The sequence below is a fragment of the Streptomyces nigra genome (assembly GCF_003074055.1).
Classification (GTDB): domain Bacteria; phylum Actinomycetota; class Actinomycetes; order Streptomycetales; family Streptomycetaceae; genus Streptomyces; species Streptomyces nigra.
The window spans coordinates 7,530,505-7,556,309 of record NZ_CP029043.1 but is presented as its reverse complement, the minus strand read 5'-3'; the positions used below and the strand labels follow the sequence as shown (position 1 = coordinate 7,556,309).

At 70.3% G+C, this 25,805-nt stretch carries 23 protein-coding genes and 3 pseudogenes; 7 read left to right on the top strand and 19 right to left on the bottom strand.

All coding sequences use genetic code 11. The features are described 5' to 3' along the window. Window positions 1–646: 646 nt before the first annotated feature. Window positions 647–985, bottom strand: coding sequence for a MerR family transcriptional regulator (locus tag DC008_RS34725; protein WP_108710425.1), 339 nt, complete (start codon window positions 983–985; stop codon window positions 647–649). A gap of 569 nt (window positions 986–1,554) precedes the next feature. Next, window positions 1,555–1,781: pseudogene (locus DC008_RS36520) on the bottom strand (RNase J family beta-CASP ribonuclease); the annotation flags it as partial. A gap of 561 nt (window positions 1,782–2,342) precedes the next feature. Between DC008_RS36520 and DC008_RS34715 the strand changes: the two are divergent. Genes DC008_RS34715 through DC008_RS34705 form a run of 3 tightly spaced genes read left to right on the top strand, consistent with a single transcriptional unit; the run spans window position 2,343 to window position 3,350 of the window. After that, window positions 2,343–2,669: a PadR family transcriptional regulator gene (locus tag DC008_RS34715; RefSeq protein ID WP_108710423.1), complete on the top strand. Its 327-nt coding sequence runs from the start codon at window positions 2,343–2,345 to the stop codon at window positions 2,667–2,669. Further along, window positions 2,666–3,022, top strand: a complete 357-nt coding sequence (locus tag DC008_RS34710) for a DUF1048 domain-containing protein (protein ID WP_108710422.1) — start codon at window positions 2,666–2,668, stop codon at window positions 3,020–3,022. The genes DC008_RS34715 and DC008_RS34710 overlap by 4 nt, the downstream gene beginning before the upstream one ends. Before the next feature lies 1 nt (window position 3,023). Further along, the gene (locus tag DC008_RS34705) at window positions 3,024–3,350 is read left to right on the top strand and encodes a DUF1048 domain-containing protein (RefSeq protein ID WP_108710421.1); all 327 of its coding nucleotides are present in this window, start codon (window positions 3,024–3,026) and stop codon (window positions 3,348–3,350) included. Between the two features lie 198 nt (window positions 3,351–3,548). On the opposite strand, the gene DC008_RS34700 is transcribed toward DC008_RS34705, so the two are convergent. Then, entirely contained in the window at window positions 3,549–3,878 is a 330-nt protein-coding gene (locus DC008_RS34700) for a hypothetical protein (protein ID WP_108710420.1), read from the bottom strand. Window positions 3,879–3,950: 72 nt separating this feature from the next. Next, window positions 3,951–4,398: pseudogene (locus DC008_RS34695) on the bottom strand (transposase); the annotation flags it as partial. A 160-nt stretch (window positions 4,399–4,558) separates the two neighbouring features. Here DC008_RS34695 and DC008_RS34690 point away from each other — a divergent pair. Continuing rightward, window positions 4,559–5,449 carry an aminoglycoside phosphotransferase family protein gene (locus DC008_RS34690; RefSeq protein ID WP_108710419.1) on the top strand — a complete coding sequence of 297 codons (891 nt, stop codon included), beginning with the start codon at window positions 4,559–4,561 and terminating at the stop codon, window positions 5,447–5,449. A 217-nt stretch (window positions 5,450–5,666) separates the two neighbouring features. Here the strand turns inward: DC008_RS34690 and DC008_RS34685 are convergent, their stop codons facing one another. From DC008_RS34685 to DC008_RS34655, 8 genes are all read right to left on the bottom strand, one after another. Then, complete coding sequence (locus DC008_RS34685) at window positions 5,667–6,530, bottom strand: MurR/RpiR family transcriptional regulator (RefSeq protein ID WP_108710418.1); 864 nt, start codon at window positions 6,528–6,530, stop codon at window positions 5,667–5,669. 120 nt (window positions 6,531–6,650) lie between these two features. After that, on the bottom strand, window positions 6,651–7,946 hold the full coding sequence (locus DC008_RS34680) for a cyanophycinase (protein WP_108710417.1): 1,296 nt from the start codon (window positions 7,944–7,946) through the stop codon (window positions 6,651–6,653). Window positions 7,947–8,028: 82 nt separating this feature from the next. Continuing rightward, complete coding sequence (locus tag DC008_RS34675; RefSeq protein WP_108710416.1) at window positions 8,029–9,276, bottom strand: M20 family metallopeptidase; 1,248 nt, start codon at window positions 9,274–9,276, stop codon at window positions 8,029–8,031. Next, window positions 9,273–10,025 (bottom strand): amino acid ABC transporter ATP-binding protein, encoded by a 753-nt coding sequence (locus tag DC008_RS34670; RefSeq protein ID WP_108711003.1) that lies wholly within the window; start codon window positions 10,023–10,025, stop codon window positions 9,273–9,275. Before DC008_RS34670 ends, DC008_RS34675 begins: the two co-directional genes overlap by 4 nt. Before the next feature lie 155 nt (window positions 10,026–10,180). After that, window positions 10,181–10,732 carry an amino acid ABC transporter permease gene (locus DC008_RS36185; protein ID WP_244221470.1) on the bottom strand — a complete coding sequence of 184 codons (552 nt, stop codon included), beginning with the start codon at window positions 10,730–10,732 and terminating at the stop codon, window positions 10,181–10,183. Next, window positions 10,729–11,142 carry an ABC transporter permease subunit gene (locus tag DC008_RS36180; RefSeq protein WP_244221469.1) on the bottom strand — a complete coding sequence of 138 codons (414 nt, stop codon included), beginning with the start codon at window positions 11,140–11,142 and terminating at the stop codon, window positions 10,729–10,731. The genes DC008_RS36185 and DC008_RS36180 overlap by 4 nt, the downstream gene beginning before the upstream one ends. Before the next feature lie 2 nt (window positions 11,143–11,144). Then, a complete protein-coding gene (locus DC008_RS34660) occupies window positions 11,145–12,092 on the bottom strand; it encodes an ABC transporter substrate-binding protein (RefSeq protein WP_108705094.1) in 948 nt (315 codons plus the stop codon). Between the two features lie 361 nt (window positions 12,093–12,453). Next, window positions 12,454–13,617 carry an alkane 1-monooxygenase gene (locus DC008_RS34655; protein ID WP_108710415.1) on the bottom strand — a complete coding sequence of 388 codons (1,164 nt, stop codon included), beginning with the start codon at window positions 13,615–13,617 and terminating at the stop codon, window positions 12,454–12,456. A 291-nt stretch (window positions 13,618–13,908) separates the two neighbouring features. Between DC008_RS34655 and DC008_RS34650 the strand changes: the two genes are divergently transcribed. Next, window positions 13,909–14,460, top strand: a complete 552-nt coding sequence (locus DC008_RS34650; protein ID WP_164492418.1) for a TetR/AcrR family transcriptional regulator — start codon at window positions 13,909–13,911, stop codon at window positions 14,458–14,460. Between the two features lie 224 nt (window positions 14,461–14,684). Next, window positions 14,685–15,909, top strand: a pseudogene (locus DC008_RS34645) (cytochrome P450). A gap of 292 nt (window positions 15,910–16,201) precedes the next feature. Here the strand turns inward: DC008_RS34645 and DC008_RS34640 are convergent. The 5 genes from DC008_RS34640 to DC008_RS34615 form a co-directional block, all read right to left on the bottom strand. Then, window positions 16,202–17,467 carry a cytochrome P450 gene (locus tag DC008_RS34640; protein ID WP_108710413.1) on the bottom strand — a complete coding sequence of 422 codons (1,266 nt, stop codon included), beginning with the start codon at window positions 17,465–17,467 and terminating at the stop codon, window positions 16,202–16,204. Further along, window positions 17,464–18,081, bottom strand: coding sequence for a GTP-binding protein (locus tag DC008_RS34635; protein WP_062668330.1), 618 nt, complete (start codon window positions 18,079–18,081; stop codon window positions 17,464–17,466). The genes DC008_RS34640 and DC008_RS34635 overlap by 4 nt, the downstream gene beginning before the upstream one ends. After that, window positions 18,062–18,418, bottom strand: coding sequence for a DUF742 domain-containing protein (locus DC008_RS34630; protein ID WP_108705098.1), 357 nt, complete (start codon window positions 18,416–18,418; stop codon window positions 18,062–18,064). Before DC008_RS34630 ends, DC008_RS34635 begins: the two co-directional genes overlap by 20 nt. Continuing rightward, complete coding sequence (locus DC008_RS34620) at window positions 18,415–20,589, bottom strand: roadblock/LC7 domain-containing protein (RefSeq protein WP_341867317.1); 2,175 nt, start codon at window positions 20,587–20,589, stop codon at window positions 18,415–18,417. Before DC008_RS34620 ends, DC008_RS34630 begins: the two co-directional genes overlap by 4 nt. 785 nt (window positions 20,590–21,374) lie before the next feature. Beyond that, on the bottom strand, window positions 21,375–22,352 hold the full coding sequence (locus DC008_RS34615) for a helix-turn-helix transcriptional regulator (protein ID WP_108710411.1): 978 nt from the start codon (window positions 22,350–22,352) through the stop codon (window positions 21,375–21,377). A gap of 113 nt (window positions 22,353–22,465) precedes the next feature. On the opposite strand from DC008_RS34615, the gene DC008_RS34610 reads away from it, so the two are divergent. Then, the gene (locus DC008_RS34610; RefSeq protein ID WP_108710410.1) at window positions 22,466–23,221 is read left to right on the top strand and encodes an NIPSNAP family protein; all 756 of its coding nucleotides are present in this window, start codon (window positions 22,466–22,468) and stop codon (window positions 23,219–23,221) included. A gap of 300 nt (window positions 23,222–23,521) precedes the next feature. Here DC008_RS34610 and DC008_RS34605 read toward each other — a convergent pair whose 3' ends face one another. Together DC008_RS34605 and uppS are read right to left on the bottom strand one after the other, a co-directional pair. Then, a complete protein-coding gene (locus DC008_RS34605) occupies window positions 23,522–24,979 on the bottom strand; it encodes an oxygenase MpaB family protein (RefSeq protein ID WP_108710409.1) in 1,458 nt (485 codons plus the stop codon). Beyond that, window positions 24,976–25,740: a polyprenyl diphosphate synthase gene (gene uppS, locus DC008_RS34600; protein ID WP_279632353.1), complete on the bottom strand. Its 765-nt coding sequence runs from the start codon at window positions 25,738–25,740 to the stop codon at window positions 24,976–24,978. The genes DC008_RS34605 and uppS overlap by 4 nt, the downstream gene beginning before the upstream one ends. Between the last annotated feature and the right edge of the window lie 65 nt (window positions 25,741–25,805).

Below are 25,805 nucleotides of genomic sequence, written 5' to 3'. Positions count from 1 at the left end.
TGACGGTTGCCCGCCGGGCGAGACGGTGCTGTCACGTCGGCTGGTGGACGTCTGGGGCCGTCGTGTTCGCGGCGCTGCTGGCGGCCAGGGTCCGGCCACCCTCGCCCAATTGACGCCGAATCCTCCTGCCGCTCCCATCTTGCCCTGCTCCTCACGGGCGGGCACCACGGACGGGTGGACCGACAGCCGGCGTGCAGGACACTGCCTCAGCTGTGGTCCTCTCACGACGACGCGTCACACATCCACGGCGTACTCCTCCCCGTGCCCGGCGGGGCCCTCGCGGTCCGGCTCAGACCGGCTCGGCGTGTCGGCGTCGAGCCGGCCCCGCATGTCCCCCTCAACATCAGTAGGACCTGCCCCGAACCCTGGAAACCCTCGTTTCCCAGTGGATGTCGGCCTCGCGCCGCTGTCCGGCCGCCTGGCGGTTCGCATTCCATGCACAAGCGTGGGCGTCTCGCCTCGGCTGAGGGCTGGGCGACCTCCCATACCGGTCGCGATCCTTGCAGCAGTCGCCGCTGTACACGGCCTGCTTCGCCGCCCGGTCGGGTGCCTGCCCGTCCGGCTCATCAGCGCGTAGGGGACGCTGGTCTGCCGCCCTGCCACCAAGCCGGTGCGGACACGACGAGCGACGGCTACGTCCGCGGGGTCAGGCCGAGGGCTTCGGCTGGTGGCCGTGTGCGCGCAGCTCCTCGTTGATGCGCTGTGCTTCTTCGAGTTGGTCTTCGAGGATGATGATGCGGCAGGCGGCCTCGATGGGGGTGCCCTGATCGACGAGCTCGCGAGCCCGGGCGGCGACGCGCAGCTGGTAGCGGGAGTAACGGCGGTGGCCGCCTTCGGAGCGCAGAGGAGTGATCAGGCGGTGTTCGCCGAGAGCTCGGAGGAAGGCGGGGGTGGTGCCGAGCATCTCGGCGGCCCGGCCCATCGTGTAGGCGGGGTAGTCGTCGTCGTCGAGGTTGTCGAAACGACGCGATGTGGCAGGGTGCATAGACCTCTTCTTCCGGGGACGCGTCGGGGGGCCCGAACGCCGTCCTGGCGTCCGGGCCCCGAGCTTTCAACACCATCTACCGGCGCATCGCGCCGGGCTTCTGTATCCGCAGGGAGTGCCGCCTGGGAGGCCGGCGCTGCGGGGATCGCGTTTGCGTGACCGGGGACCACCTTCCAATCCGGGGTCTGCGGTACCCGGGCCGACTCGCTCGCCCGGGCGATCCTGATGGCGCTTTCGCTCCTTACCTTCGGCTACACGGGGTGTACTGCTGTTGTGCGGATGCTCGCGGCCCGCGGGCCGCGCCTTGCTTGACGTGCCTGCGCGGCAGTTCCTGTCTGCCGCGCTCACTTCGACTCCTGGGTACGTGCAACACCATAACTCCGCAACCCACAGATTTCTACTGTCGCCACGACAGTTTTTCTTTCCGAGTCAGCGCATGTGTTCTGTCACGCGCAGGCCGCCCTCAGGGTGGCCACAACTCTCGCGCTGGTCGGCAATCGGTCCGCCAGCGCCGGGACCATCGCGGCAGCCGGTACACCGTCCACATCGTCACGTCTTTGTGCCCCGCGGACGGTCATGTTGCGGCCGATCTCACCCAGGCCCCCCAGGGCGATGACACGCAGCCCCCTTCAGGCCGGGCAGGGGCGGCCTTCAGCTCAGGATGCGGATGACTCATACCCTGACGGCACCCGGAGAGCCGGCCAGGACGATCCATTGCCTGTGTGCTCTCCTCCGTCCTACGGCGAGGAGCGGCGGCACGGGGCCGGGTGGGCGAGGATCGGGCAAGGAGCTTCAGGGGCACAGCCGCCCCGTTCGACGTACCGGTTGCCCGCGCACTCGTGAACGCACATGCATTCAACGAAGATCTGTGGCGGCCGAGCGCATGCCTCGATGCGCGCCCCTGGGCCGTCGTCCGCCACCACGTGGCACCGTCTGCGCCCTGCTCACCCGGTCGCAGCGCCGCCGTAGCCGGAGATGGCGCGGGGTCGAAGCGAGCCAAGGTGGAAGGTCTCGGGGTCCGCCTGGCCACCCCGGACGCCTTCGCCGCCCTGGTCGCCGACTACCTCGAACGGGGACGATCGTCCGGCTGGAGCCCCATGGAGCCTTCCGCCGAGAGGCGACCGCCCTCCGCACGCCACCGGCCGACAGCCCCTGGCCGGCCTCCTCCGTCCAGCCGGGGTTTTCGCGTGCTCGCGGATCCGCGGCATGAGGCCGCGGGTGGGTCCCGATCCCAACCCGGGTCCACAGGCGTGGGATTGCGCCCACCGGAGACGTTGCCGTTCCGCTAGTCGGTGATACCGTATAGCGGTACCCGGTATCACGTAGTACCGGCAGGGTTGAGGAGTGGTACCCGGCGGTGGACGACCTGACAGAGATGTTGAAGGGCACGCTCGAAGGGTGCGTGCTCGAGATCATCGGCAGCGAGGAGACCTACGGGTATGCCATCACCCGCCGGCTGAACGACCTCGGGTTCACCGACGTCATCGAGGGCACCGTGTACACGATCCTGCTGCGGCTGGAGAGGAACAGGCTCGTCCAGGTGACGAAGCGCCCCTCGGGGGTCGGTCCACCGCGCAAGTTCTATGCGCTCAACGACGCCGGGCGCGAGGAGCTCGAGAGGTTCTGGGCGAAATGGCAGTACCTCTCATCACGCATCAACAGGCTCAAGGAGGGCGGGAGATGAACTTCTGGGAGAAGGTCACCGGCAGCGATCTCACCAGGGAATGGAAGGTGTTCGAGGCCCGGGCCGAGGTCCTGCCGGACGACCACCGGGCGGCGTGGGAGCAGGTCGTCACCCACCTCTTGCCCTATGGGGACTTCAGCGGCCGCAACCTGATGCCTCTCCTCGACGCCGCCCTAGGGCTGCTCGAAGTAGCTGCGGCGGATGGGCAGAGCGTCGATGAGGTGCTCGGGGAGGACATCCAAGGCTTCTGTGCCGCGCTGGCCGGCGGAGCAGAGGCACGGACCTATCGCGACCGGTGGCGCGAGCAGTTGAACAGGAACGTCGCGAGGAAATTGAGCCGGCTGGGAGGCTGACGTGAGCATCCAGGACATCGTCGAAGGCAAGAAGCAGTGGCGGGCGCACCTGGCCAGGGTCAAGGCACTCCCGCCGGACTATCAGATCGTCTACAAGGAGATGCAGAAGTACCTGTTCAAGGTCGGGCCGGTCAGTCTGCTCGACGAATCCCTCCTCCCCGGCATCGTCGACTTCTTCGAGGAGGGCGTCGCCGGGGGCAAGGGAGTTCTGGAACTCGTCGGCTCCGACGTCGCCGCGTTCTGCGACGACCTGATCAAGGACTCCCCCACCTACGCGGATGCCTACCAGGAATCGATGGGTGGGGACTCCGGCACGACCCGGAAGTGACAGCCGCCGTAGCGGTCGACATTCCGCCGCTCGGAACGTCAGCCGTCGTCCTCCACCTCGCCTCGCCCACAGCGCACGCCCGTCTCCGGCTCGTCGGCCGAAGCCCCTCAATGGATGCGTCCAGCCATGTGCGATGAGGAGGCCGTCACGGTCCGCCCGCGCGGCCTCCCCACCATCCGAGAGCTCCTGGACCGTGTTTCAGAACTTGCTGACCTGCTTGGTTGGCTGTCCGGGGATGTCGCGGGCGGCCATCCAGATGGTGAGGTCGTGGGCGATGTCGTTGATGCTGGTCGCCGTGGTGACCTCGTGCTCGTTGCGGGTGGTGTCACGGCGGACGATCTCAAGTCCGCCTTCGTTCAGGACGGCCACTGAGGTGAACCAGGCAGCGTCGTCCTCGTCGGGCTGGACGACCACGAAGGTGTTGTCGGAGTCGTTAAGGTCGCTGATCAGCATGAACAGCGCGTCCTCGGAGGGGTCGTCGATGCGGTCGCCGTTCTCGCTGTCGGCGCCGTAGTACTGAGCCCCCATCGTTGCTTTCCCCTCGCCCTGTTCACCCTGATTGCAGCCAGCGTGACATGCGCAGACGACGCCTCGGACCGGTCATAACCCCTCGCCGATGGCCGCGATCAGGACGGTCGCTTCGAAGCGGACCGCGAGTTTGTCGAAGGGAGTGGCGACCGCCCGGTTGCGCTTGAGCCGGTTGATCCCGCATTAGACCGCGTGCCTGGCCTTGTAGTCCTCACGGTCGAAGGCCGGAGGCCGCCCGCCGGCCTTCCCTCGCCGTTTACGGTTGGCAGCCTGGTCGGCGGGCTCCGGGATCGCGCACCGGATTTCCCGCTTTCGCAGGTAGGCCCGGTTGGTGCGAGAGGAGTACGCCTTGTCGCCCCGCACACGCAGCGGACGGACACGGGGAAGGCCGGGGCCAGTGCGGTACTCGGATGCCTTCCAGGACGGCGGTGAACTGAGGACTGTCACCACGCTGACCTGCGGTGACGAGCAAGGACGGCGGCCGTTGGCCTTGCCGGCAGGCCAGGTGAATCTTGGTGGTGAACTGCTCGACCGGTGCCGACACCTCTTCAGCGAGCACATACTGCGCCGACGCGCATGGGAAGCCGGAGTCGACAACTGACCCCCTCCCCCGCCGGTGAAGCGGTCGCCGCTTCACCGGCTGCGGCCGTTCTCCGCGCGGCGTCAGTACTGTGCTTCGCATGACCGACACCGAAATCACCGCGGACGTGGTGCGCGATCTGCTGCAGGACCAACATCCTGACCTTGCGGAGCTGCCCATTCGGGAGGTGCCGGGCGGCTGGGGCAATCAAATGTGGCGCCTCGGGGACGAGTTGGCCGTGCGCGTCCAGCGCATGGACCCCACTCCGGAGTTCCAGCTCAGGGAGCGACGGTGGCTGCCCGTGCTGGCCCCACGTCTTCCGCTCCCGGTACCGACACCGGTGCGGTTCGGCGAACCGTCCGAACGCTACCCCAAGCACTGGACCGTCATGACGTGGGTTCCGGGCGAGCCCCTCGACCACGGTTCGATCAGCCGTGGCTCCCACGCGGCCCGCGCACTGGCGGGCTTTCTCCGAGCGCTCCACGTGGAGGCACCCGCCGAGGCGCCGATCGGCCCAGGCTTCGGCACGCACCTCAAGACATGCACGGACAGCTTCGACCACTTCTTCGACGCCGTCGTCCCCGGCGCTGTCGCCGACGAGGTCCGGGCCGTCTGGGACGACGCCGTTGCGGCCCCCGAGTGGCAGGGGCCGCCGGTCTGGGTGCACGGTGACCTGCATCCCGCCAACGTCGTCGTCACCGACGGCACGCTTGCGGGCATCGTCGACTTCGGCGCCCTGTGCGCCGGCGACCCGGCCTGGGACCTCGCCGCCGGATGGGTGCTGCTCCCCGCGGGCACGGCCGCGTCGTTCTTCGACACATACGCCCATGCGGACGAGGCAGCGATCCGGCGCGCCCGCGGACTGGCCGCGATGAAGAGTCTCTTTCTCATGCTCATGGGCCAGAACGGAGACCGGGGGCTTCCCGGCGGCAAGCCCCACTGGGGACCCGCAGGCCGGGCCGCACTCGACCGTGTTCTCAGCGGCATGTGACGGGCAGGACGGCTCCGCGGCAACCGAACCCGGTCGGTCGTGGCTCTTGTCGGCTCGCGTCATTTCAAGCGTATGCAAGGGGGAGCTTCGAAGACCGAGCCCCGGTGTGTCGCGATATCCGTGACGGTGGCTGCCGCCCCCGCTGTCGGGCGGCCCGGCAGGGCTCGACCTGAGGCGCTTTCCCTGAGCGGGATGCTGCCGGCCTGATCCCTCCCGGTCACACCAGCCCGGCGCGGCGGGCGACGTCCTCGGTCTGCCGCATGTGCTGGTGCGCCTCGTCGCCGAGGGTGGTGAGGAGACCGGCGACGACCGTCTCGATGACGGCGAGCGTCGGCACCAGGCTGTCGTAGGGGGACGGGGTCGTGACCCGGCTGGGCAGGACGACCTCGGCGTGGGCGCTGGTGGGTGAGAGCCAGGCGTCGGTGAAGACGACGACCTTGCCGCCGCGTTCCTGGGTGAGCTGGGCGAGGGCCACCTTGTCGGCCTCGTAGCGCCGGTAGTCGAAGACGACGAGGACGTCGCGGCGGCCCAGCCGGGCGAGGGCGGCGGCCCGTTCCACGTCGCGTTCGGGCAGGACGTGGACGTCGTCGCGCAGTTGCATCAGGTGCAGGCCGAGGTATTGCGCGAGCAGGTGCGTGAACCGGCCTCCGACCAGGGTGATCCGCCGCTTGGGATCGGACAGCAGCGCCACGGCCCGCTCCAGGTCGTGCGGCGGAGTCTCCGCCAGGGTCTGGGCGACGGCGGTGGTGAACAGCTTGCTGCTGCGGGCCATGAGGCCTGCCGCGGAGTCGTCGCCCGAGGTGTCCTCCGCGTCCTCGTACAGCGACAGCGGCGAGGCGTTGCGCTGGTCCAGCTCGGCGCGCAGGGCGGCCTGGAACTCGGGGAATCCGCTGTAGCCGAGGCGAGCGGCGAAGCGCAGCACGGTGGGGGCGCTGACGGAGGCGCGTTCGGCGATGGTGGCGACGGTCTCGAAACCGGCGGCGGGGTAGGCGGCCAGCAGCACCCTCGCGACCTTCCGCTCGGCGGGGCTGAGGGTACCCAGCTTGAGCCGGATGTCGTCGGCAAGTGTGCCGGAGGCCATGAGGGCTCCTTTCGGATCATGCGGTGCGCCGGTGCCGAGCCTAATGCCCGCAGGGGCGGCCGGGACCGGCCGCAGGCACCTGCCGGTCCGGGCCGCCGAGCGCGGGCTGGAGTCGGCACGTCACCGGGGTGCGACGTCGATACGCAGTCCGACGAGCGTCCGCGCCGTGGTGCCGTCGCTGGTCCAGGCCGCGAAGCCGGGTTGCTTGGTGAAGGTGACGGTGAAGCGGGGCTTGTTCTCGTAGGTGGTGGCCGTGGCGGTGCGCTGGTTCCTGGTCTCGGCGAGTGCCTGGGCCGTGCTCAGGAAGGAGTAGGGGACCCCTGCGGGGTTGTCGGGCGAGTGGAAGACGTCGTCGTTGGCCGGCACGGGGGACGTCGTGCGGGCGATCAGGGGGCGCTTGCCGGGGGCCGGCTGAGCGGACCAGCGGTGGGCGTCGTAGCGGTCGCCGTCGGTGAGGTGGGTGTAGCGGGCGCGGGCGAGGGTCCAGCCGTCGGGTGTGGTGCGGGCGCGGGCGTCGCGCAGGTCGAGGACGCCCACGCCGTTGCTGCCGAGGACGGTCGTGGTCTCGTGGAGCGTTCCCGGGTTGTCGACGACGAGCGCGCTGTTCTCCTGCAGGGCGTAGACGCGGTCGTGCCCGGTGTCCGCGGCCAGGCGCAGCGCCCGGCCCTCCCTGCCGTAGGCGCCGGTGTGGGTGTCGACGAGGCCGGAGCGCAGGAAGCCGAATCCGCCTTCGGGGAGGTGGCCGAGCCGGGTCCCGTCGTCGAAGTAGCCGGGGGCGCTGCCGTCCCGCAGCGCCCGGTAGGACTCACCGCCGGTGACCATGTCGGGGCCGGCGGCGATCTGTGCGCCCGCGGAGGTGCCGGCGACGACCGCGCCGTCGGCGAGCTTGGCGCGGATGGCGGCGAGCACCTTGGAATCGGTGTGCCGGGCGCCGTGCAGGAGGGTGGTGACGTAGCGGTACTGGTCGCCACCGCCGAAGAAGAACCCGGTCATGGAGTTGACCTGGTCGACCACGGCGTCCGAGTCGGCGTTGGCGATGTGGTCCAGGTCGACGGGGATCCAATCTGCGTCGGCCGCACCGTGCTTCCTGAACAGTCCGGCGTAATAGGCACCGTTGCAGGCGGAGTTGCTGCACTTCTCGGGGTCGTCGGCGTGCGGGTCCTGGCTCTCGGGGACGGACGCGGCGGTGAGGACGCCGATGCGGGCGCGGGATCCGCCGGCCCGCTCGATGATCTCGCCGTACACCTGCGTGTTGTCGGGCGCGAGCCCGCCGCCGATCAGGACCAGGGAACCCGTCCGCGGTGCGCTGCCGGCGCGGACGGTCGCCTGGGCCGCGGGCGCGGCGGTGAGGATCAGTACGACGGCGGTGGCACCGGCGAGGAAGTGGCGCCGGCCGGGCAGGGAGCGATCGCGCATGGTGTCTCCTTGAGAGGTGGTCGGAGGGTCGCTGTGGAATCCGGGCCACCGGCCGGACCGCTACGCGGCCGGGGCCCGGTGGTCAGGCACTCCTGTCGCCGTTGTCGCCGCTGTGGTCACCGAGGGACATGACCAGCGCGGCCAGCAGGGCGACGCGCTCGGGCACGCTCGCCGTGTCCAGCCACTCCTGAGGACTGTGGTCGGCACCGCCGACGGGGCCGAGACCGTCCAGGACCGGAACACCGGTGCCCGCGATCAGGTTGGCGTCGCCGACGCCTCCGGTGGCCGCGGCGCCGAGGGAGAAGCCGAGTGCGGCTGCCGCCTGTTCGGCCGCGGCAAGCATGCGGTGCGATGCCGCGGTCGCCTCCATCGGAGGGCAGTCGTCGAGTTGTTCGACGGTGACGGTCGTGCCGGGGACGGCCGGACGGGCGGCGGCGTCCTCGATGGCCCGCCTGACCCTGCTCAGTCCGGCGGCGGTGACCGCGCGTACCTCCAGGCGGAGTTCGGCCTCGGGGCAGACGATGTTGGGGCGGTGTCCTGCCCTGACGACACCGACATTGACGGTGACGTCGTCCCAACGCCCGTTGAGGGCCTGCAGGGCGACCACGAGGTGCGCGGCGGCCAGGGCGGCGTTGGCACCCCGCTCGGGCTCGATGCCGGCGTGGGCGGCGCGTCCGGTGACGATGAGCCGGAAGTCGGCGACACCCTTGCGGGCGAGCACCAGGTCCCCGTTCTCCCGCGCGCACTCCAGGCCCAGGGCGTAGTGCACGCTTCGGGCGACGTCCTCGGTGATCCGGCGGCTGGCCGGGGAGCCGATCTCCTCGTCGGGGGTGGCGAGGAACACCAACTCGGCGTAGTCCCGCGCCTCTTGCTCCCGAAGGAGTTCCAGCGCGGTCAGGCCGGCCAGCAGGCCGCCTTTGTCGTCGCTGACGCCGGGCCCGTGCGCACGGGTACCGACGAGGCTGAAGGGCCGCTCGGCGGCGGTGCCGTCCTCGAAGACGGTGTCCATGTGGGCGGCCAGCAGGATCCGGCGCCCACCGTCCGCCTCGGCGAGGCGGCCCGTCTTACGGGCGACCAGCACGTCGCCCGTGCGGAGGTCCTCGCCACCGGGGCCGTCGGCGCGGGGCGGCCGGATCCGCTCGACGGCGAAACCGAGCGAGGTCAGGCGCGTCTGCACCCAGTCGGCCACGGCGTTGACACCGCCGGGGCCGTAGGAGCCCGAGTCGATGGACACGAGTTCGGCGAGGTCGTCCAGGTACTGCGGCAGACGGCCACGGGCCGGGCCGAGCAGGTCGGCGGGGCGGGGCCGCTGCCGCGAGGGGGCGCTCACAGGACCTTCGACAGGAACGCGCGGGTGCGCTTCTGCCCGGGGGCGACCAGGACCTGGCGCGGGTCGCCGGCCTCGACGATCACCCCTTCGTCCATGAAGACGGCCGTGTCGCCCACCTCGCGGGCGAAGCCGATCTCGTGGGTGACGACGACCATCGTCATCCCGTCGTCAGCCAGCCGGCGCATCACGTCGAGGACGTCGCCGACGAGTTCCGGGTCGAGGGCCGATGTGGGCTCGTCGAACAGCATCAGCTTGGGCTTCATGGCCAGCGCCCTGGCGATGGCCACGCGCTGCTGCTGACCACCGGAGAGCTGCGCGGGGTAGTGGCCGGCGCGGTCGGCGAGGCCGACCCGCTCCAGCAGGTGCCCGGCCTCCTCGCGGGCCCGCGCCCTGGGCACTCCGGCGACCCGCACGGGTGCCTCGATGACGTTCTCCAGAGCGGTCATGTGAGGGAAGAGGTTGAAGCGCTGGAACACCATCCCGATGTCACGGCGCCGCTCGGCGACCTCCCGTTCCCTCAGCTCGTGCAGCTTGCCGCCGTGCCGGCGGTAGCCGACGAGTTCGCCGTCCACGGTGAGTCTGCCGCCGTCGACCTTCTCGAGGTGGTTGATGCAGCGCAGGAACGTGGACTTGCCCGAGCCGGACGGGCCCAGAAGGCAGCACACGCTGCCGCGCCGGACGGTGAGGTCGACGCCTTTGAGGACCTCCAGCTTGCCGTACCGCTTGCGCACACCTTCGGCGTGCACCATCGGCACGCTCGCGTGGTCGTGCTGCGTCGGCACGCTCTCGTCGTGCTGCGTCGCCACGCTCTCGTCGTGCCGCGTCGCCACGCGCTGGTCGTGGCCAGTCGGGGCGCTGCGGTCGTGCCCGGTCGGGGCGCTGCCGTCGTGCATCTTGGGGGCGCTCACCGGCCCGCCTCCTTGTTCTTCACGCGAGTGGGCCGGGCGGCTGTGCCGAGCAGGCGCCGCAGGGGCGCCACGTGCTGGGGGCCGGCGGTGCCGCGGCCGTAGCGCCGCTCCAGCCAGGCCTGCGGGATGCCGAGCAGCGTGACCAGGGCGAGATACCACAGGCTCGCCACCACCAGCATGGGGATGACCTGGTAGTTCTGGGCGTACACGTCCTGGATGTTGGACATGAGGTCGTGCGCGGAGATGACCGAGACCAAGGCGGTCATCTTCAGCATGTTGATGGTCTCGTTGCCCATCGGCGGGATGATGACGCGCATCGCCTGTGGCAGCACGATCCGGCGCATGGTCAGGGCGGGACGCATACCGAGCGAGTGCGCGGCCTCGGTCTGCCCCTGGTCGACGGACTGGATGCCCGCGCGCACGATCTCTGAGGCGTAGGCGGCCTCGTTGAGCCCGAGGGCGAGCAGCGCCGCGACCGCAGGCGTCAGCAGGGTGTTGGTCTCCGTCTGGAAGAAGGTGACATCGGTGAAGGGGATGCCGATCTTCACGTACTTGTAGAGGGCGGCGGCATACCCCAGAAGATGATCTGCACGAGCAGCGGGGTCCCACGGAAGACCCACACGAAGGCGGTGGCGATGCCGTACAGGACGGGGCTGGCCGACAGCCGCATGACGGCGATGAGCGTGCCCAGTCCGAGGCCGAGCGCCATGGCCGCGGCGGTCAGCCAGAGCGTCGTGCTCAGCCCGTCGAAGACGAGATCCGCGAACAGGTAGTCTCCGACGACGTCCCAGCGCAGGTTGTCGTTCTTGGCGAGCGAGCCGATGAGCCCGACGAGCGCCAGCACCGACACGACCGCGGCGAACCAGCGGGCGTAGTTGCGGACCGGGACGACCTCGAGCTCCGGTGCCCTCTCCCGGCCCGCGTGCGGGGTCTCCGGCGCGTTCTTCGTGACGGTCATGCTCAGTCCACCGCCGCGTTACGGGTGGCTTCCTTCACCGCGATCGAGGCCACGCCGTACTTGTCGAAGATCTTGGTGAGGGTGCCGTCGTCGATGAGGCTCTGGAGAGCCTTCTGGATCGCGTCGGTCAGCTCGGGCAGCTGCTTGCTGACGGCGATGCCGTTCGGCGAGGCGTTGTAGCCGCCCGGTGCGGCGGGGTCCTCCACCAGGTCGAAGGCCTTACCGCTGTCGGCGGTCTTGGCCACCCAGCCGGCGGCGGGCTTGGTGAGGACCTGGGCTGCGACCTTGCCGGAGCGCAGGGCGAGCTGGGCGTCGGAGTCCTTGGGATAGGTCAGGATGCCGATCTTCCCCTTGCCCGCGGCGGCACATTCCCTCTGGTGGGACTTCAGCAGGGTGAGCTGGTTGGTGGCGGCCTGGACGGCGACCTTCCGGCCGCACAGGCCGTCCAGGTCGGTGATCCTGGCGGGGTTGCCGTCGGCGACGAGGATGCCGGAACCGGACTGGGAGTAGTCGACGAAGTCGACGACCTGCTGACGCTCCTTGTTGTCGGTGATGGCGGACATGGCGGCGTCGAACTTGCCGGCCTGGAGGGCGGGCACGATCCCGTCGAACTTCTGCGGAGTGAAGGCGAAGTTCACACCCAGCTTCGCGCCCAGCGCCCGACCGAGGTCGTAGTCCAGGCCGGTGAGCTCGCTCTCCCCCTCCTTCACGAACATCTCGAACGGCGGGTAGGGAACGTCGGTCGCCACGCGTACCTTCCCGGCCTTCTTGATCTGCTCCGGCAGCTTGTCGTGCAGGGCCGGGTCCTTCTTGATCTCCACTCCGGCGACGGAGACCCTGCTCGCCGCCGCGGGAGCGGGGTCGTCGGCGTCCCCGCAGGCGGTGAGGGCGGTGAGGGCCAGAGCCGCCGCGGCGGCGGCCGGGACACGCTGGGCGAGACGAGTGTTCATCGTGGCGGAACCTCTCGGGATTTCTGCCGACGGACCCCTGCCGTCGACAACACAGCAGGGAAGTTACAGAAAGACCCAGCAATTGGCTAGATGTATCGGACGTTACGTTGATGTGAAACGACTGAAGAGGATCGGCGTGCCTGAGGAGATGCCCTCTGTCCTGGGCTTTCTGCGGGGCGGGCGACTCACGACCCGAGACGGTCGGCATACATCCATAGCTCGCCATGACCGATCTGTATCTTCCGATACCGGCCACACGGGGCGGACCCGCCGCTCACGGGAACGACGGGTCCGCGGACGGAGGTGCCGGTGCGCTCCCGGCCGCCAGAGGGAGCCGGCGGCCGGGGCCGCACCGGCGAGGTCAGGAACGCTCCGGGGTGGCATTCGCGTGCGCTTTCCCCTGGCCGGGACGGACGTTCGCCCGGGACAGATCCCCGTCGTAGTGCGCCCTGAGCCGAGGGTCCATGACACGCCGCCACACGGGCGGGAACCAGGCGACCACGATCATGGTGGCGTAGCCGGAGGGGAGTTGCGGGGCCTCGTCGAAATGGCGCAGCGTCTGATAGCGGCGCAGCGGGTTGGCGTGATGGTCGGAGTGCCGTTGCAACTGGAACAGCAGCAGATTGCTGACCGTGTTGTTGCTGTTCCAGCTGTGCCGGGGAGTGACACGTTCATAGCGCCCGTCCTGACGGCGCCGTCGCAGCAGCCCGTAGTGCTCCAGGTAGTTGACCGTCTCCAGCAGACAGAACCCGATCACCGCCTGAAGGAGCAGGAAGGGCAGGACGACCGGACCGAAGGCGACGGCCAGCACCGCGAAAAGGGCTGCGGTCAGCGCCCATGCCGTCAGGACGTCGTTGTGCCGGCTGACGACGGGGCGTCCGCGGCGCTCCAGCCGACGCCGCTCCAGGTGCCAGGCCGAGCGCGCACTGCCCGTGACGGCACGAGGGAGGAAGCGCCAGAAGCTCTCGCCCATACGTGAACTGGCGTGATCCTCGGGCGTGGCCACGCGCACATGATGACCATGGTTGTGCTCGACGTAGAAGTGGCCGTAGCCGCTCTGGGCGAGCGCCATCCGGCTCAACCGCCGCTCCAACTGCTCGCGCTTGTGTCCCAGTTCGTGTGCGGTGTTGATGGCCACCCCCGCCACGACGCCGGTGGTGGCGGCAAGGCCGAGGCCGTCCGCGACCGACAGCGTGCCGCCGGCCCACTGATCGCACGCCCACACCAGCGCACCGAATTGAAGCGGCAGGTACAGGTACGTGCACCAGCGGTAGTAGCGGTCCGCCTCCAGGCTTGCCATCGCCGCTTCGGGCGGATTGGCGCTGTCCCTGCCCGTGGCGTGATCGAGCAGGGGCAGAAGGACGAATGAGAAGAACGGCCCCCACCACCACAGAACCCCAGCACCCGTCAGGGAGACGAGACCGGCCGCCTGAAACGGCAGAGTCGGGACGACCAGAGCCAGGGGCCAGAGGCACCGCTTCGGGTCACGCCACGTCGGGGCATCTTCGTCGCCGCGCTTCGTCATGAGGTCTCCCTTCTATGGGACGTTGCGCCTCCACCGCCGAGTTCAGGGAAGCGGCGGAGGCGCAACTGGGGGGAGCCCCGAGCGTGCCAGCCGCCCATGGCACTGACAAACCCAGCGCAGTGTAAATATTCTGACGCAGCGTCAATTCCGATGGAGCGCCACCCTCAGCATCCGTCTCGAAGGAACCCGTACCTCCGTCGGCTGGGGTCGCTCTGGCACACTGCTGCGATGGCCGCTGCCGATCCCGCCGTGAGACCGCCTCATCCGCCGCGCGTGGCGTGGCGCCTCCAGATGAGGGAGCGCGTCCTGGAGGAGGCCTGGACCCTGGCCGCGCAGAACGGCTGGGACCGGGTGCGGGTCGCGGACCTGGCGGAGCGGTCCGAGGTCTCAAGGCCGTCGATATACAAGGAGTTCGGCGATCGGGCCGGAGTCGGTCAGGCCCTGGTGGAGCGGGAGACGGAGCGGTTCCTGACCCGGCTCGCGGCCGTGCTGGACTCCGGCGGGGGCGACGTCGCCGGTGCCCTGCGCAGAGGAGTCGCGCACACGCTCGACGAGGGCAGACGCAACCCGTTCATCCGGGCCGTGCTCACCGCCGCACGCGGGGGAACAGACGCCCTGCTTCCGTTCCTGACGAGTCGGCCGGACCCGGTGTTCTCCTCGGCACGTGAGCTGCTGAGCGCCTGGCTGACCGATGCCGTGCCCGACGCCGGCCAGGCGCGGCGCGAGGAGGCGGCGGACCTCGCCGTACGGCTCACGCTCAGCCACATGCTCCTGCCGGTGCCCGGGCAGGGCGACGTCTCCGAACGGGTCACGCGCGCGGTGTGCGCCGTTCTGAACCATTGACGTGCCCCACCGTGCGGCGGTCTTCGCCGCGGCCGGGAGCGTCTTCGTCCACGCGGCAGAAGACGGCCTGGGGACCGTGGTGGTCCTCCCCCGGCCCACGGGCGGGCTCCTCACGCAAGAAGAGCCAGACACTCCGTCAACTTCGGCCAGGGCTCGACTGTTTGAGACATTGAAAGATCAATAGTGTGACCCTCGAGCACCAAGCGTCTACCTCAAGGAGTCCCGTGTCCGCTGCCGCGCAGCCTCTCGACATCCTCTCCCCCGCGTTCGCGGCGGATCCCTATCCCACGTACGCGGTGATGCGGGAGAAAGAGCCTCTGATCTGGCACGAGGCCACCCAGAGCTACATCCTCTCCCGCTACGACGACGTCGAGCGCGTCTTCAAGGACAAGAAGTCCGAGTTCACCACGGACAACTACAACTGGCAGCTCGAGCCGGTGCACGGCAGGACGATCCTGCAGATGAGCGGGCGTGAGCACGCGGTGCGCCGGGCCCTGGTTGCTCCCGCCTTCCGGGCAGCGACCTCCAGGAGAAGTTCCTGCCGGTCATCGAACGCAACTCCCGCGACCTCATAGACACCTTCCGCGACTCCGGGTCCGCCGACATCGTCAGCGACTACGCAACTCGATTTCCGGTCAACGTCATCGCCGACATGCTCGGGCTGGACAAGGCCGACCACACCCGCTTCCACGGGTGGTACACGGCCGTCATCGCCTTCCTCGGCAACCTCTCGGGCGACCCGGAGGTGACGGCCGCGGGGAACGGACCCGGGTGGAGTTCGCCGAGTACATGATCCCGATCATCCAGGAGCGGCGCGAGAAGCCGGGCGACGACCTGCTGTCGGCGCTGTGCGCCGCCGAGGTGGACGGTGTCCGGATGAGCGACGAGGACATCAAGGCGTTCTGCAGTCTGCTGCTCGCCGCCGGCGGTGAGACCACGGACAAGGCGATCGCCAGCATCCTGGCCAATCTGCTGATGCATCCCGAGCAACTGGCAGCGGTCAGCGAGGACCGGAGCCTGATTCCGGCGGCGTTCGCTGAGACGCTGCGCTACACCCCGCCGGTCCACATGATCATGCGCCAGTCGGCCGTGGACGTCGAGGTCAGCGGCGGGACCATCCCGGCCGGGGCCACGGTGACCTGTCTGATCGGCGCCGCCAACCGGGACGAGCGGCGCTACCGCGAGCCCGACCGCTTCGACATCTTCCGCGACGACCTCAGCACGACATCGGCGTTCTCCGCCGCCGCCGACCATCTCGCCTTCGCGCTCGGCCGGCACTTCTGCGTCGGAGCCCTGCTGGCCAAGGCCGAGGTGGAGACCGGCGTCAACCAGCTGCTGGACGCCATGCCCGATCTTCGGCTCGCCGACGGCTTCGACCCGGTGGAGCAGGGCGTGTTCACCCGCGGCCCGCAGTCGCTGCCGGTGCGCTTCACGCCGGTCACCACCTGACCCGCGCAAGGGGCGCGCCTCACTCCCGGAGGGCAGCGGCGCACGCCACCAGGGCCGCCGTACACCGTGAATGGCCGGTGCCCGCGAACTCGCAGGCACCGGACCGGACGGCTGAGCGGCGGCGCGCCTGAGGGCTGTCCCGTCATTCCCGGTGGATCGGCGCGCGGCGTCATGTGCGGTGCATCGCAAGGCGGAGGGCCCGTCCGCATACTGGATGTATGCGGACGACCCGACAGCGCGGCGAGGTGCCGTGGCTGACGTCGCGCGCCCGCCGGGAAGGACGGGACAGCCCTCAGTGTGCTGCCGGGGTGAACTCCACGGGCAGGGACTTCAGTCCCCGCATCCAGATGGACGGGCGCCAGGCCAGCTCCTCCGGTTCGACGCCCAGCACCAGGTCGGGCAGATGCTCCATGAGCGTCTCGACGGCCGTCCTCGCCATCACGTCCGCCAGGAGGGGGGCGGGGTAGGGACAGCGGTGTTCGCCGTTGCTGAAGGACAGGTGGGCGGAGTTCTCGGCACCGACGTGGGAGTCCGGCCAGATCTGCGGGTCGGTGTTGGCCGCGGCGAGGCCCAGCACGAGGCAGTCTCCCTCGCGGATGAGCCGGCCCCCCAGCTGGGTGTCGCGCACGGCCCAGCGGCCGATGAAGTTCTGGGTGGGTGTGTCCAGCCACAGCACTTCGTTGAGGGCGTCGCCGACGCTGACCCGGCCGCCGGAGACATTGACCGCGAAGCGCTCATCGGTGAGCAGCAGACGCAGGGTGTTGCAGATCCAGTTGGCGGTGGGCTGCTGCGCGGCGGCGATGACGGAGATCAGGTCCTGGACGATCTCCTCGTCGGTGAGCCCGGCCGGATCCAGCAGCATCCGCGAGGTGACGTCGGGGCCGGGCTGCTCCCGCTTCTCCTTCACCAGCTGCATGATGCGCGCACCGACACGCCCGTAGGCGGCCACGGGGTCGTCGCCCTCACCGGCGTCGAGGGAGATCCGGAGGTCCTCGACGAGTTGCTCGGTGTCCGCGCTGCCCTGCGTCATGCCGCACATCCACAGCACGGCGCGGGCCGGCAGCGCGTGGGCGTACGCGCTCATCAGCTCGGCGTGGCCCCTGCCGGAGAAGCCGGCGATCAGCTGCTCGGCGATCAGCTGGCACTCGCGGGCCAGTTCGAACTGGTCGACGCCCTCCAGTGCCTGGGTGATCACCCCGGCGCGGCGCTGGTGCTCGGCACCCTCGGTGAACAGCACGGAGGGCTGGTATCCGACGAAGGGCATCAGGGGCCAGTCCGGCGGGATGTTCGGCCACTGGTTCCAGCGCCGGGAGTCCCGGGCGAACAGTTCGTCGTGGCTGGTGACGAAGGTGACCTCGGAATAGCCGAGCACCAGCCAGGCGGGGATGTCGTTGTCGAGCAGCACCGGCGCGACGGCGCCGTGTTCGCGCCGCAGGGCGCGGTACAGCTGGGCGGGCGTCTGCTGGTATTCCAGGCCGCCCAGGTGCACGGCAGAGGAGTGGGCCGGACAGCCGGGCGGAGGCGTGGCCCCGGGAGCGGAGCCGAAGGTGTCGCTCATGCTGTGCTCTCCTGGGACAGTGCCAGCGCATACAGGTGGTTGACCAGGGTGATGAGGACCTCTTTGCAGGACGACCTGAGCCGGGCGTCGCAGTCGACCATCGGCACGTGCTCGCCCAGGGCGAGTGCCTGGCGGATCTCTTCGAGCGAGAAGCGGGCGTCGTCGCCGTCGAAGCGGTTGACGGCCACCACGAACGGCGTGCCGTGGTGCTCGAGCCGGTCTATCGCGTACCAGGAGTCCTCCATGCGGCGGGTGTCGACCAGCACCACGGCGCCCAGCGTGCCGGAGAACAGGCGGTCCCACAGGAACCAGAAGCGCTCCTGACCGGGGGCGCCGAACAGGTACAACACCATGCGCTGGCTGAGGCTGATGCGCCCGAAGTCGAAGGCCACGGTCGTGGTGTTCTTGTTCTCCACGCCTTTGGTCTCGTCGATGCCGTACCCGGCCTGCGTCATCACCTCCTCGGTGTTCAGGGGCCGGATCTCGCTGACGGAGCGCACCATGGTGGTCTTCCCGACACCGAAACCGCCTACGACGACGATCTTCAGGCCGGTCTCGGCGGCATCGGCCAGCGGCGTGCGCTGCGAAGGCAGCTCAGAGGTTACGGAGCCCATGGAGGACCTCCTGGAGCAGGGCGGTTTCGGGGAGGCCGGCGACGGATTCGGCGGCGCGGGGATGGCGGGCGCTGACCTTGCCCATGTCGTGCAGGTCGCCGAGCAGAATCCGCACCACGGTGACGGGCAGCGCCAGTTCGGCCGAGATCTCGACCACGGCCGTGGGATGCCGGCACATCTCCAGGATGCGGGCGTGCTCGGACTGCATCCCGGAGGCGGGCTCGCTCTCGCTGACGACCAGCGTCACCAGGTCGAAGAAGTCGTCGGCCTCGCTGCGCCCACCCGTGACCATGTAGAGCCGGTCGGGATCACCGATGTCCACGGGTTTGCGGATCACGTGGTGGCACCCCTGCTGGCGGGAGTACGGGGCTCGGCCCGCAGGTGCTCGCCGATCTGCTGGACCAGTTCGGTCATCTGGTGGCCCACCACGCCCGGGTCGGCGCTCTCGTCGGCGATGACCGCCAAGTGGGCGCCGTCGCCGGCCTCCACGATGAACAGCAGGCCACCGTGGAATTCGGTCATCGCGTGCCGCACGCCGCCGGTGCCGTCGCCGAACTCCACCGAGGCGCCCTGGGACAGCGCCTGGATTCCGGAACAGATGGCGGCCAGTTGGTCGGCCTGGTCGAGCGTCATGTGCTCCGTCCAGCACAGCTTCAGCCCGTCCCGGGACAGGACGAGGGCGTGGCGTGTGCCCGGCGTGCGCTCCATGAGGTTCGTCAGGAGCCAGCTCAGGCTGGTGTCAGTGGTCTCCATGGTGGGTGGGGCGGGGTGCGACCGTTCGCGGGTCACCCGGCCCGTACCTCCAATCCAACGAGGTGGGGCGATCAGTACGGGAGTGGTGGGCGAGGGCGCCCGGTGGGCTGGGGTGCGCGGCCTACTCGTCGCGCGAGGCCTCCTGCGGGTCATCGGTACCGGCTTCCCCGGCGCCGTGCCGACCGCGATGGAAGGCGCCGAAGCGGCTTCCCGCGTCGCGAGCCGGGCCCTGCTCCCCCTGCTGAGCGGGGACGTTTCGGCTGCCGGCCGAGGGCGTCCCCGCTCCGCCTCGGCCATGGTGCGGCCGGGGGCCCGCACGGGCAGGCCCCCCGGAGTAGCCGGGCCGCGCCCACGTGAGCCGGCGGCGGGGGTGTCCGTGTCGGCTGTGCGCGAGCGCACCGGCAGCGGCTTCTCCGCGGCCGGGGCCGGTCCGGGCGCGGGGACCGGCGCGGAGGCTGCCGCTTCCCGACTGCGGCGGGGACTCGCCGGGGCGACGGGCTCGCGCTGCTGGGCCATCAGTTGAGGCGGCAGGAGGACGACGACGCCGGTGCCGCCGCGCGAGGAAGGGCGGTAGTTGACGCTGATGCCGTACTTGGAGGCGACCCGCCCCACGACCGCCAGCCCCAGCCGGGTGCCCTGCAACGAGGCCAGGTCGGTCACCCGGCCCGCGACAGCCTCCTCCGCGCGATGCATGGCGGCGTCGGACATCTTCAGGCCACTGTCCTCGATCGTGACGACGAGTCCGGCGCTGCGCTCCTCCACGTAGACGTGGACCTCGTCGATGGGCGGCGAGAAGTTGGCAGCGTTGTCCATGAGTTCGGCCAGCAGGTGCATCACCCCCTCGGCGGCGAAGCCCGAGATGGCGGCTTTGCTGGAGCTGTGCAGGCGCACCCGCCGGTAGGCGGCGATCCGGCCGACCGCGCCACGCAGAACGCTCTCGACCACGATCGGCTTGTTCCAGACGCGGCTGGAACGGCCGCCCATCAGGAGGGCCAGCCGGTCGGTCATCAGGCCCAGCTGCGACGTGCTGTGGTCCAGGCGCAGCAGGTCGCCGAAGACCTCCTCACCGTGCCGCTCCTGCATGTCGCGCAGGTCGGCGAGCATGCTGACGGTCTTGGCCTGCACCCGGCTCAGAGCCTTGGCGGACGCTGCCTGGGCGGCGGCCGAACGGCGCTCGCTGTAGGCGAGTTCACGCACGAACCACTCGGCGGGGTCGCGCAGCAGCGGACTACGCGGCCAGTCGAACTTGGCCAGGACGGTGTCCGCGGAGCTTCCCTCGCGCAGCAACGCGACGGCGGAGGGCAGCGTCTCGGCGGTCAGACGCTTGAGTTCGGTGCTGCCCTGGGCCAGTTCGCCGCGCAGGGTCTCCAGTTCGGACTCGGCGTGGACGGCTCTGCGGACCAGCGCGTCGAGTTCGGTGGCGAAGACCTCCAGCAACTGGCGCAGGTGCGGATCGGACGGCGGTGTGACGCGAGCGAGAGCATCGTCGGTCCGGGTCCCGCCTTTCACCTGATGCACGAGGCCCGGCAGGGTGACGTTGACCAGCTGGGAGGTCTCCGCGCCCTGCTGCATCCAGTGCTTGCGGGCCATCTCCAGCTCGTCGCTGCGGGATGCGGCGTCCCGGCGGGCCGTGCGCAGCAGGCGGGCGGCGACGGCGACGAGGAGCGCCGTGCACACCCAGGCGACTGCCGCGGTGCCGGTCACCCAGCCGCGGGCCTCGGCGGGGGCCACGACGATGACGGCCGCGGCGCTCACGGCAGTGACGAGGAGCGCGGCAGGGAACACGGCCGGCGAGGAGCGCGCCCCTTTCGCACTCCGGCGCTGGCGGGGGCGGGCAGGCACTGACATTCCGGGGTCCCTCGGTCCTTGGCGGCAGCAGTCCTGGTGACGACTGGAGGTCGCCCTTGATCAGGGCGGCGGTGGGCGCCACTCGTGACCCTTCCGGGTCGGGCACGCCGCCATGCTAGTCACCGAGCCGTGCCAGAAAGCCCGGCCTGAGTGCCCTGCCGTGGCACCGGTTGAATTCGTCGGGAAACATCCATTGTCACGTACGCGTGTGATATTTGACGTCGCCTCATCTGACCGCCATGGAGCCCGCATTCAGGCAATGAGTCGGCGTCGAAGAGTTCAACCGAGACCGAGCCGCAGCCAGATGCGGCCTGGGAAATGAACATTTTGAGCCAACTATCTGTCCCGGTTCGCTCAAGGAAACCGCCGTGAATCAGCACAGTCTCGGCGAAGCGGCCCCGGAGACCGTACCAGCCCCAGGTGCCGACTCACGGAGAGAGAGCGACGGGCCGGAGCGCCTCGGTGATCAGTGGATCGCCCTGCCGGAGCCCGGCGGGCTCGCCCGGCCCGCCGGAGGGCGCTTTCCGCACTGCGCCGTGTTTCGCCGGGCTGCCGCTCAAGGGCCGGGTCGTTCGTGCCGTGCGGCCGAGAATCGGAGGAGCGCAATTCGCTCTCCAGGCCGAGGCAGCGGCGATCGGATGGGAGACGCGGAGTCGGCCCAGGTCGGCCCCGACCTCCATAGGGGGCCCGGGTCAGAGGACGTCGTAGGTGCGGGCGAGCATCCGTACGGTGGCGGCGATGGCCCGGCGCAGTTCGATCGGGGCGACGACTTCGACGTCCCCGCCGAGCCGTAGCAGCTCGCCGCATGCGTGCTCGACGCCTTCGATCGGGATGACCGCCTCCACCCATTCGGTGCCGGGGACGGCGGTCGCCGTGGAGTCGACCGCCCGCACCACCTCCGGGGCGACGTTGTCGGGCAGGCGCCGACGCCCTCGGGGCGACAGACGGATGGTGGCCTCGCCGGTGTAGCGACGCGCCTGGAATTCCGCGAGATAGGTATCCCAGTGCGCACCCAGGTCGAAGTCCTGCGGCCGGTCGAAACGCTCGTCGCCCACGCTCGCGTCGATGATGTGGGCGACACGATAGGTCGCCATCCCGCGGTCCGTGGCGGCCACGAGGTACCAGACGCCGGACTTGAGCACCAGGCCGTACGGACGAAGGCGGCGCTGCACTTCCTGCGGCACCCGCCAGCGGCGGTACCGCACGTCCACCGTGTGCCCGGTGAGTACCGCGTCGACGAACAGCGTGAGATGCGGGGCCCGTTCGGGCTCCCGGTACCAACCGGGGGCGTCCACGTGGAACACGGCGGCGGTACGCGCGGCCTCTTCGCGCAGTCCGGTCGGCAGCGCGGCCAGCAGCTTCAGCCGTGCCGCCACCGCTTCGGCCGCAAGCCCCAAGTCGGCAGCGGCGCCGGGCAGTCCGGCGAAGAGGAGCGCCCGTGCCTCGCCTTCGCTCAGCCCGGTCAGACGGGTGCGGTATCCGTCCAGCAGCTGGTAGCCGCCTCCTGGCCCGGGCTCCGCGTAGACCGGAACCCCCGCCGCCTGGAGTCGAGCCAGGTCACGATATGCGGTCCGGACGGACACGCCCAGCTCGTCTGCGATCCCCCTCGCGGGCAGGCGGCCCCGGGACTGGAGCAACAGCAGCACCGACACCAACCGACTGGCAGACACGGACGCATTCTCCCCGGAAAACCCTGACAGCACCTGGCACACGACTCCCCTACCGTCGACCGGCGTCCGGCTCCCGCCGGACGGGCCACACGCTCACGCGCGATCCAGGACGAATGACAGGAGACCCCGTGCCCCCACCGCACCTCGCCGACCGCGCGACCGTGATCGAGCTGCGGCAGTACACGCTGCGTCCCGGCCGACGCGATGAGTTCGTCGAGCTGTTCGACCGGGAGTTCGTCGAGTCGCAGGAGGAGGCCGGGATGACCGTGCTCGGCCAATTCCGGGATCTCGACGATCCGGACCGCTTCGTCTGGCTGCGCGGCTTCAGCGACATGACGGCACGTCATCGCGCCCTCACCGCCTTCTACGGCGGACCCGTCTGGGCCAGGCACGGCCCCCGGGCGAACAACGCCATGATCGACTCGGACGACGTCCTTCTTCTTCGCCCCTCCTCGGCGGACGCCGGCTTCGCCGTCTCCGCCGCGGCAAGGCCTCCGATCGGCGCACCGTCGCCCGAACGGTTCGTCGCGGCCACCGTGTGGTCCTTCCCGCCGGGGCGAGACGACGGCATCGCACGGATCCGGGACGGCCTGCTCCCCGCTCTCCTCGAGACGGGTCCCCCGCCGCTCGGTCCTCTGGTCACGGAGCCGGCGCACAACACGTTCCCCAGGCTGCCGGTTCGCACCGGGGAGAACGTCGCCGCGCTCTTCGCCTCCTACCCCGACGAGAGCGCGTATCTGCGGCATCTCGCCGATGTCCGGGCCCGTCCCCGCGTACGGGACGAGATCCTGCCGGACATCGAGCGAGAGCAGACGGCCGCACCTCGGCAACTCCGGCTGAAGCCCACAGGCCGCTCGCTCCTCATCTGACGCACGCCCGCTGTGGCGCGTGATCCGGTCCGGGACCGATCCGCGGGGCGAACTGAACCGGATTCCCGTTATGAGGGACGGAGAGAAGGGTCAGCGGGTACGACCTCCCTTGGCCCCGTGCGGCGTCGGGACGGCCTTCCCCGGGCTCAAGGGCATGTGCCGGGCTGTCGAGGGGGCCGTGGCGTTCAGGCCGCCGTCCGCGGTCGGCCCCGACGACCGTCGGGGCCCCCGGTCCACTCCGTCTGAGTGGCGGACGGGAGCCCGGTCCCGGCGCAGCCGGGCGCCTCCTCGCGAAGGCGGTCAGGCGTCGGCGAGGAGAGGGTCGTACGGGGTGTTCGTGCGGCGGCCCGACATGAAGGCGAGGAAGTCGCCCACGAAGGCGCTGCGCCCGTATGTGCCGTCGGTGGTGGTGAGGTCGCGGTGGAAGGCGGTGCGGAAGAGGGCCCGGTACTCCTCCGCGTCGATGGTCCCGCTGCCGTCCTTGTCGGTGGCGTCGAAGAGCACCTCGGCGACCCGGATGAGCGCGGGGCCGGCGAGCGTGGGTACGGCGGCGGTGTACTCCTCGACGCTGACCCGGCCGTCGCCGTCCGTGTCGAGGGCGGCCTGAAGCTCGCGCCACCAGGCCGCGAAGGCGTCGTACAGCCGGGTCTCCTCGGGTTCGTCCAGGTCGAGGCGGGTGGCCAGTTCGCGTGCCATGGCCGCGAGGTCGGGCCAGTCGAGGTGGCCGTCGCCGGTCTGGTCCAGAACCTCCCGGAAGAACTCCTCCGCCGGACGCCGGGCCTCGCCCGAGGGGGCCGGCGCCGGGTCGGGGGCGGTGTCCGCGCTCAGCGGCGACAGGAGGCGGAGCAGCGCCGACGCCTGCTTCATGCGGGCGTGCAGCGCGGTCACGGTCCGGGCGCGGGGATCGTCGCTGTCGGGCGAGAGTGACAGAACCTCGATGACGGTCTCGGCGTCGAACCAGCCGGCCGGAAGGAAACGGGTCAGCCCGGCGGCGAGGTAGGCACCCTGCATGAGCGTCGAGGCACCGGGCATCTCCGGCAGCCCGGCCTTGCGCCGGTAGGACTCGGGGAGCGAGGCGACGGTGATCGCGCCGAGGAGCGGACCGACGACGGCCCGGCCGGCCGCCCACAGCGTCGGCGCGCCGCCGAGCAGTGCCGGGGCGGGCAGATGGTCGAAGAGCCGGAAGAGGATGACTCGGGCGGCCTCGGTGTTCTCCAGCTCGTCCTCGACGACCCTGTCGAAGTACCGCCAGAAGTCGTTCAGGTCCTCGGGGAGCTCCCCGGCGTCGCCGTCGAGCGCGGCGAGGTACGCCCGGTACTCGGCGTACATGCGCTCCATCGTGTCCTGGTCGAGCGGCTGGCCGCTCAGCCGGCACATGGTGACGGCGCTCTCGAAGAGGGTGGCGACGACCCAGGCACGGGTCGCGCGGTCCATGGCGTCGTAGGGGCGGCCCCGGGAGTCGGAACCGCTCATCCGGGCGTGCAGCCTGTTGAGCCGTGCGGCCTCCCGTTCGCGTACCGCCGGGTCGGCGTCGAACATGCGGCGCATGCTGAGGAAGGTGTTGCGCAGCCTGCGCCACGGGTGGGCGACGAAGGTGGAGTTGTCGACGAGAGCGGCGCCGATCTGGGGGTGGGCGGCCTCCAGCACGGTGGCCCGGATCATGGCCGGCGCCCAGCGCGGGTCGTCGAAGAAGGCGCGGAACTGTGATTCCGGGCCGAACAGGGGGGTCTCGTCGGCCGTTGTGGTTCCAGTCGTCATGACGGGTCTCCGTTCGTCTGGGATGGCACGCCGCCGAAGCGGCGGTCACGGCGCCGGTACGTCTGCAGGCAGGCGAGGAAGTCGGGGGCCCGGAAGTCCGGCCACAGCACCTCGGGGAAGACCCACTCGGCGTAGGCGACCTGCCAGAGCATGAAGTTGGAGATGCGCTGCTCGCCGGACGTGCGGATCACGAGGTCCACGTCGGGCGTGTCGGGGAACGGAAGGTGGTCCGCGAAGAGGTGCTCGGTCACCTCGTCGGCCGGTGTCCCCTGGCGGATCAGGGACCGGGCGGCCTCGACGATGTCCCTGCGCCCGCCGTGATCGAAGGCGACGGTCAGCGTCATCCCCTGGTTGTCGGCGGTCAGCGTCGCCAGATCGTCGAAGTCCTGGGCCAGTTCACGGGGGATGCGCGGGTCCGCGACCCCGAGGAAGCGGCAGCGGATGCCACGGGCGAGCAGCAGCGGCGCGTGCTTGCGCACGACGCGGCGGACCAGGCGCATCAGGTAGTCGACCTCGGTGCCGGGACGGTTCCAGTTCTCGGTGGAGAACGCGTACAGGCTCAGCCATTGGACGCCGGCCGTCCGGGCCGCCTCGATGATGTCGATGACGGTGGTCTCCGCGGCCCGGTGGCCCGCCGTCCGCGGCAGCGAACGCCGCTGCGCCCAGCGGCCGTTGCCGTCCATCACGCAGGCCACGTGCCGCGGTACCGGGCGGGACGGGTCCTTGTCCCGCCACTGATCGTCGCGCTCGGTCACATCCACCCCGTATCACCCTGCATACGCCCCCACAGGCGCGTTTCCTCCCAGGAGTCTGACGGTGCGGAGGG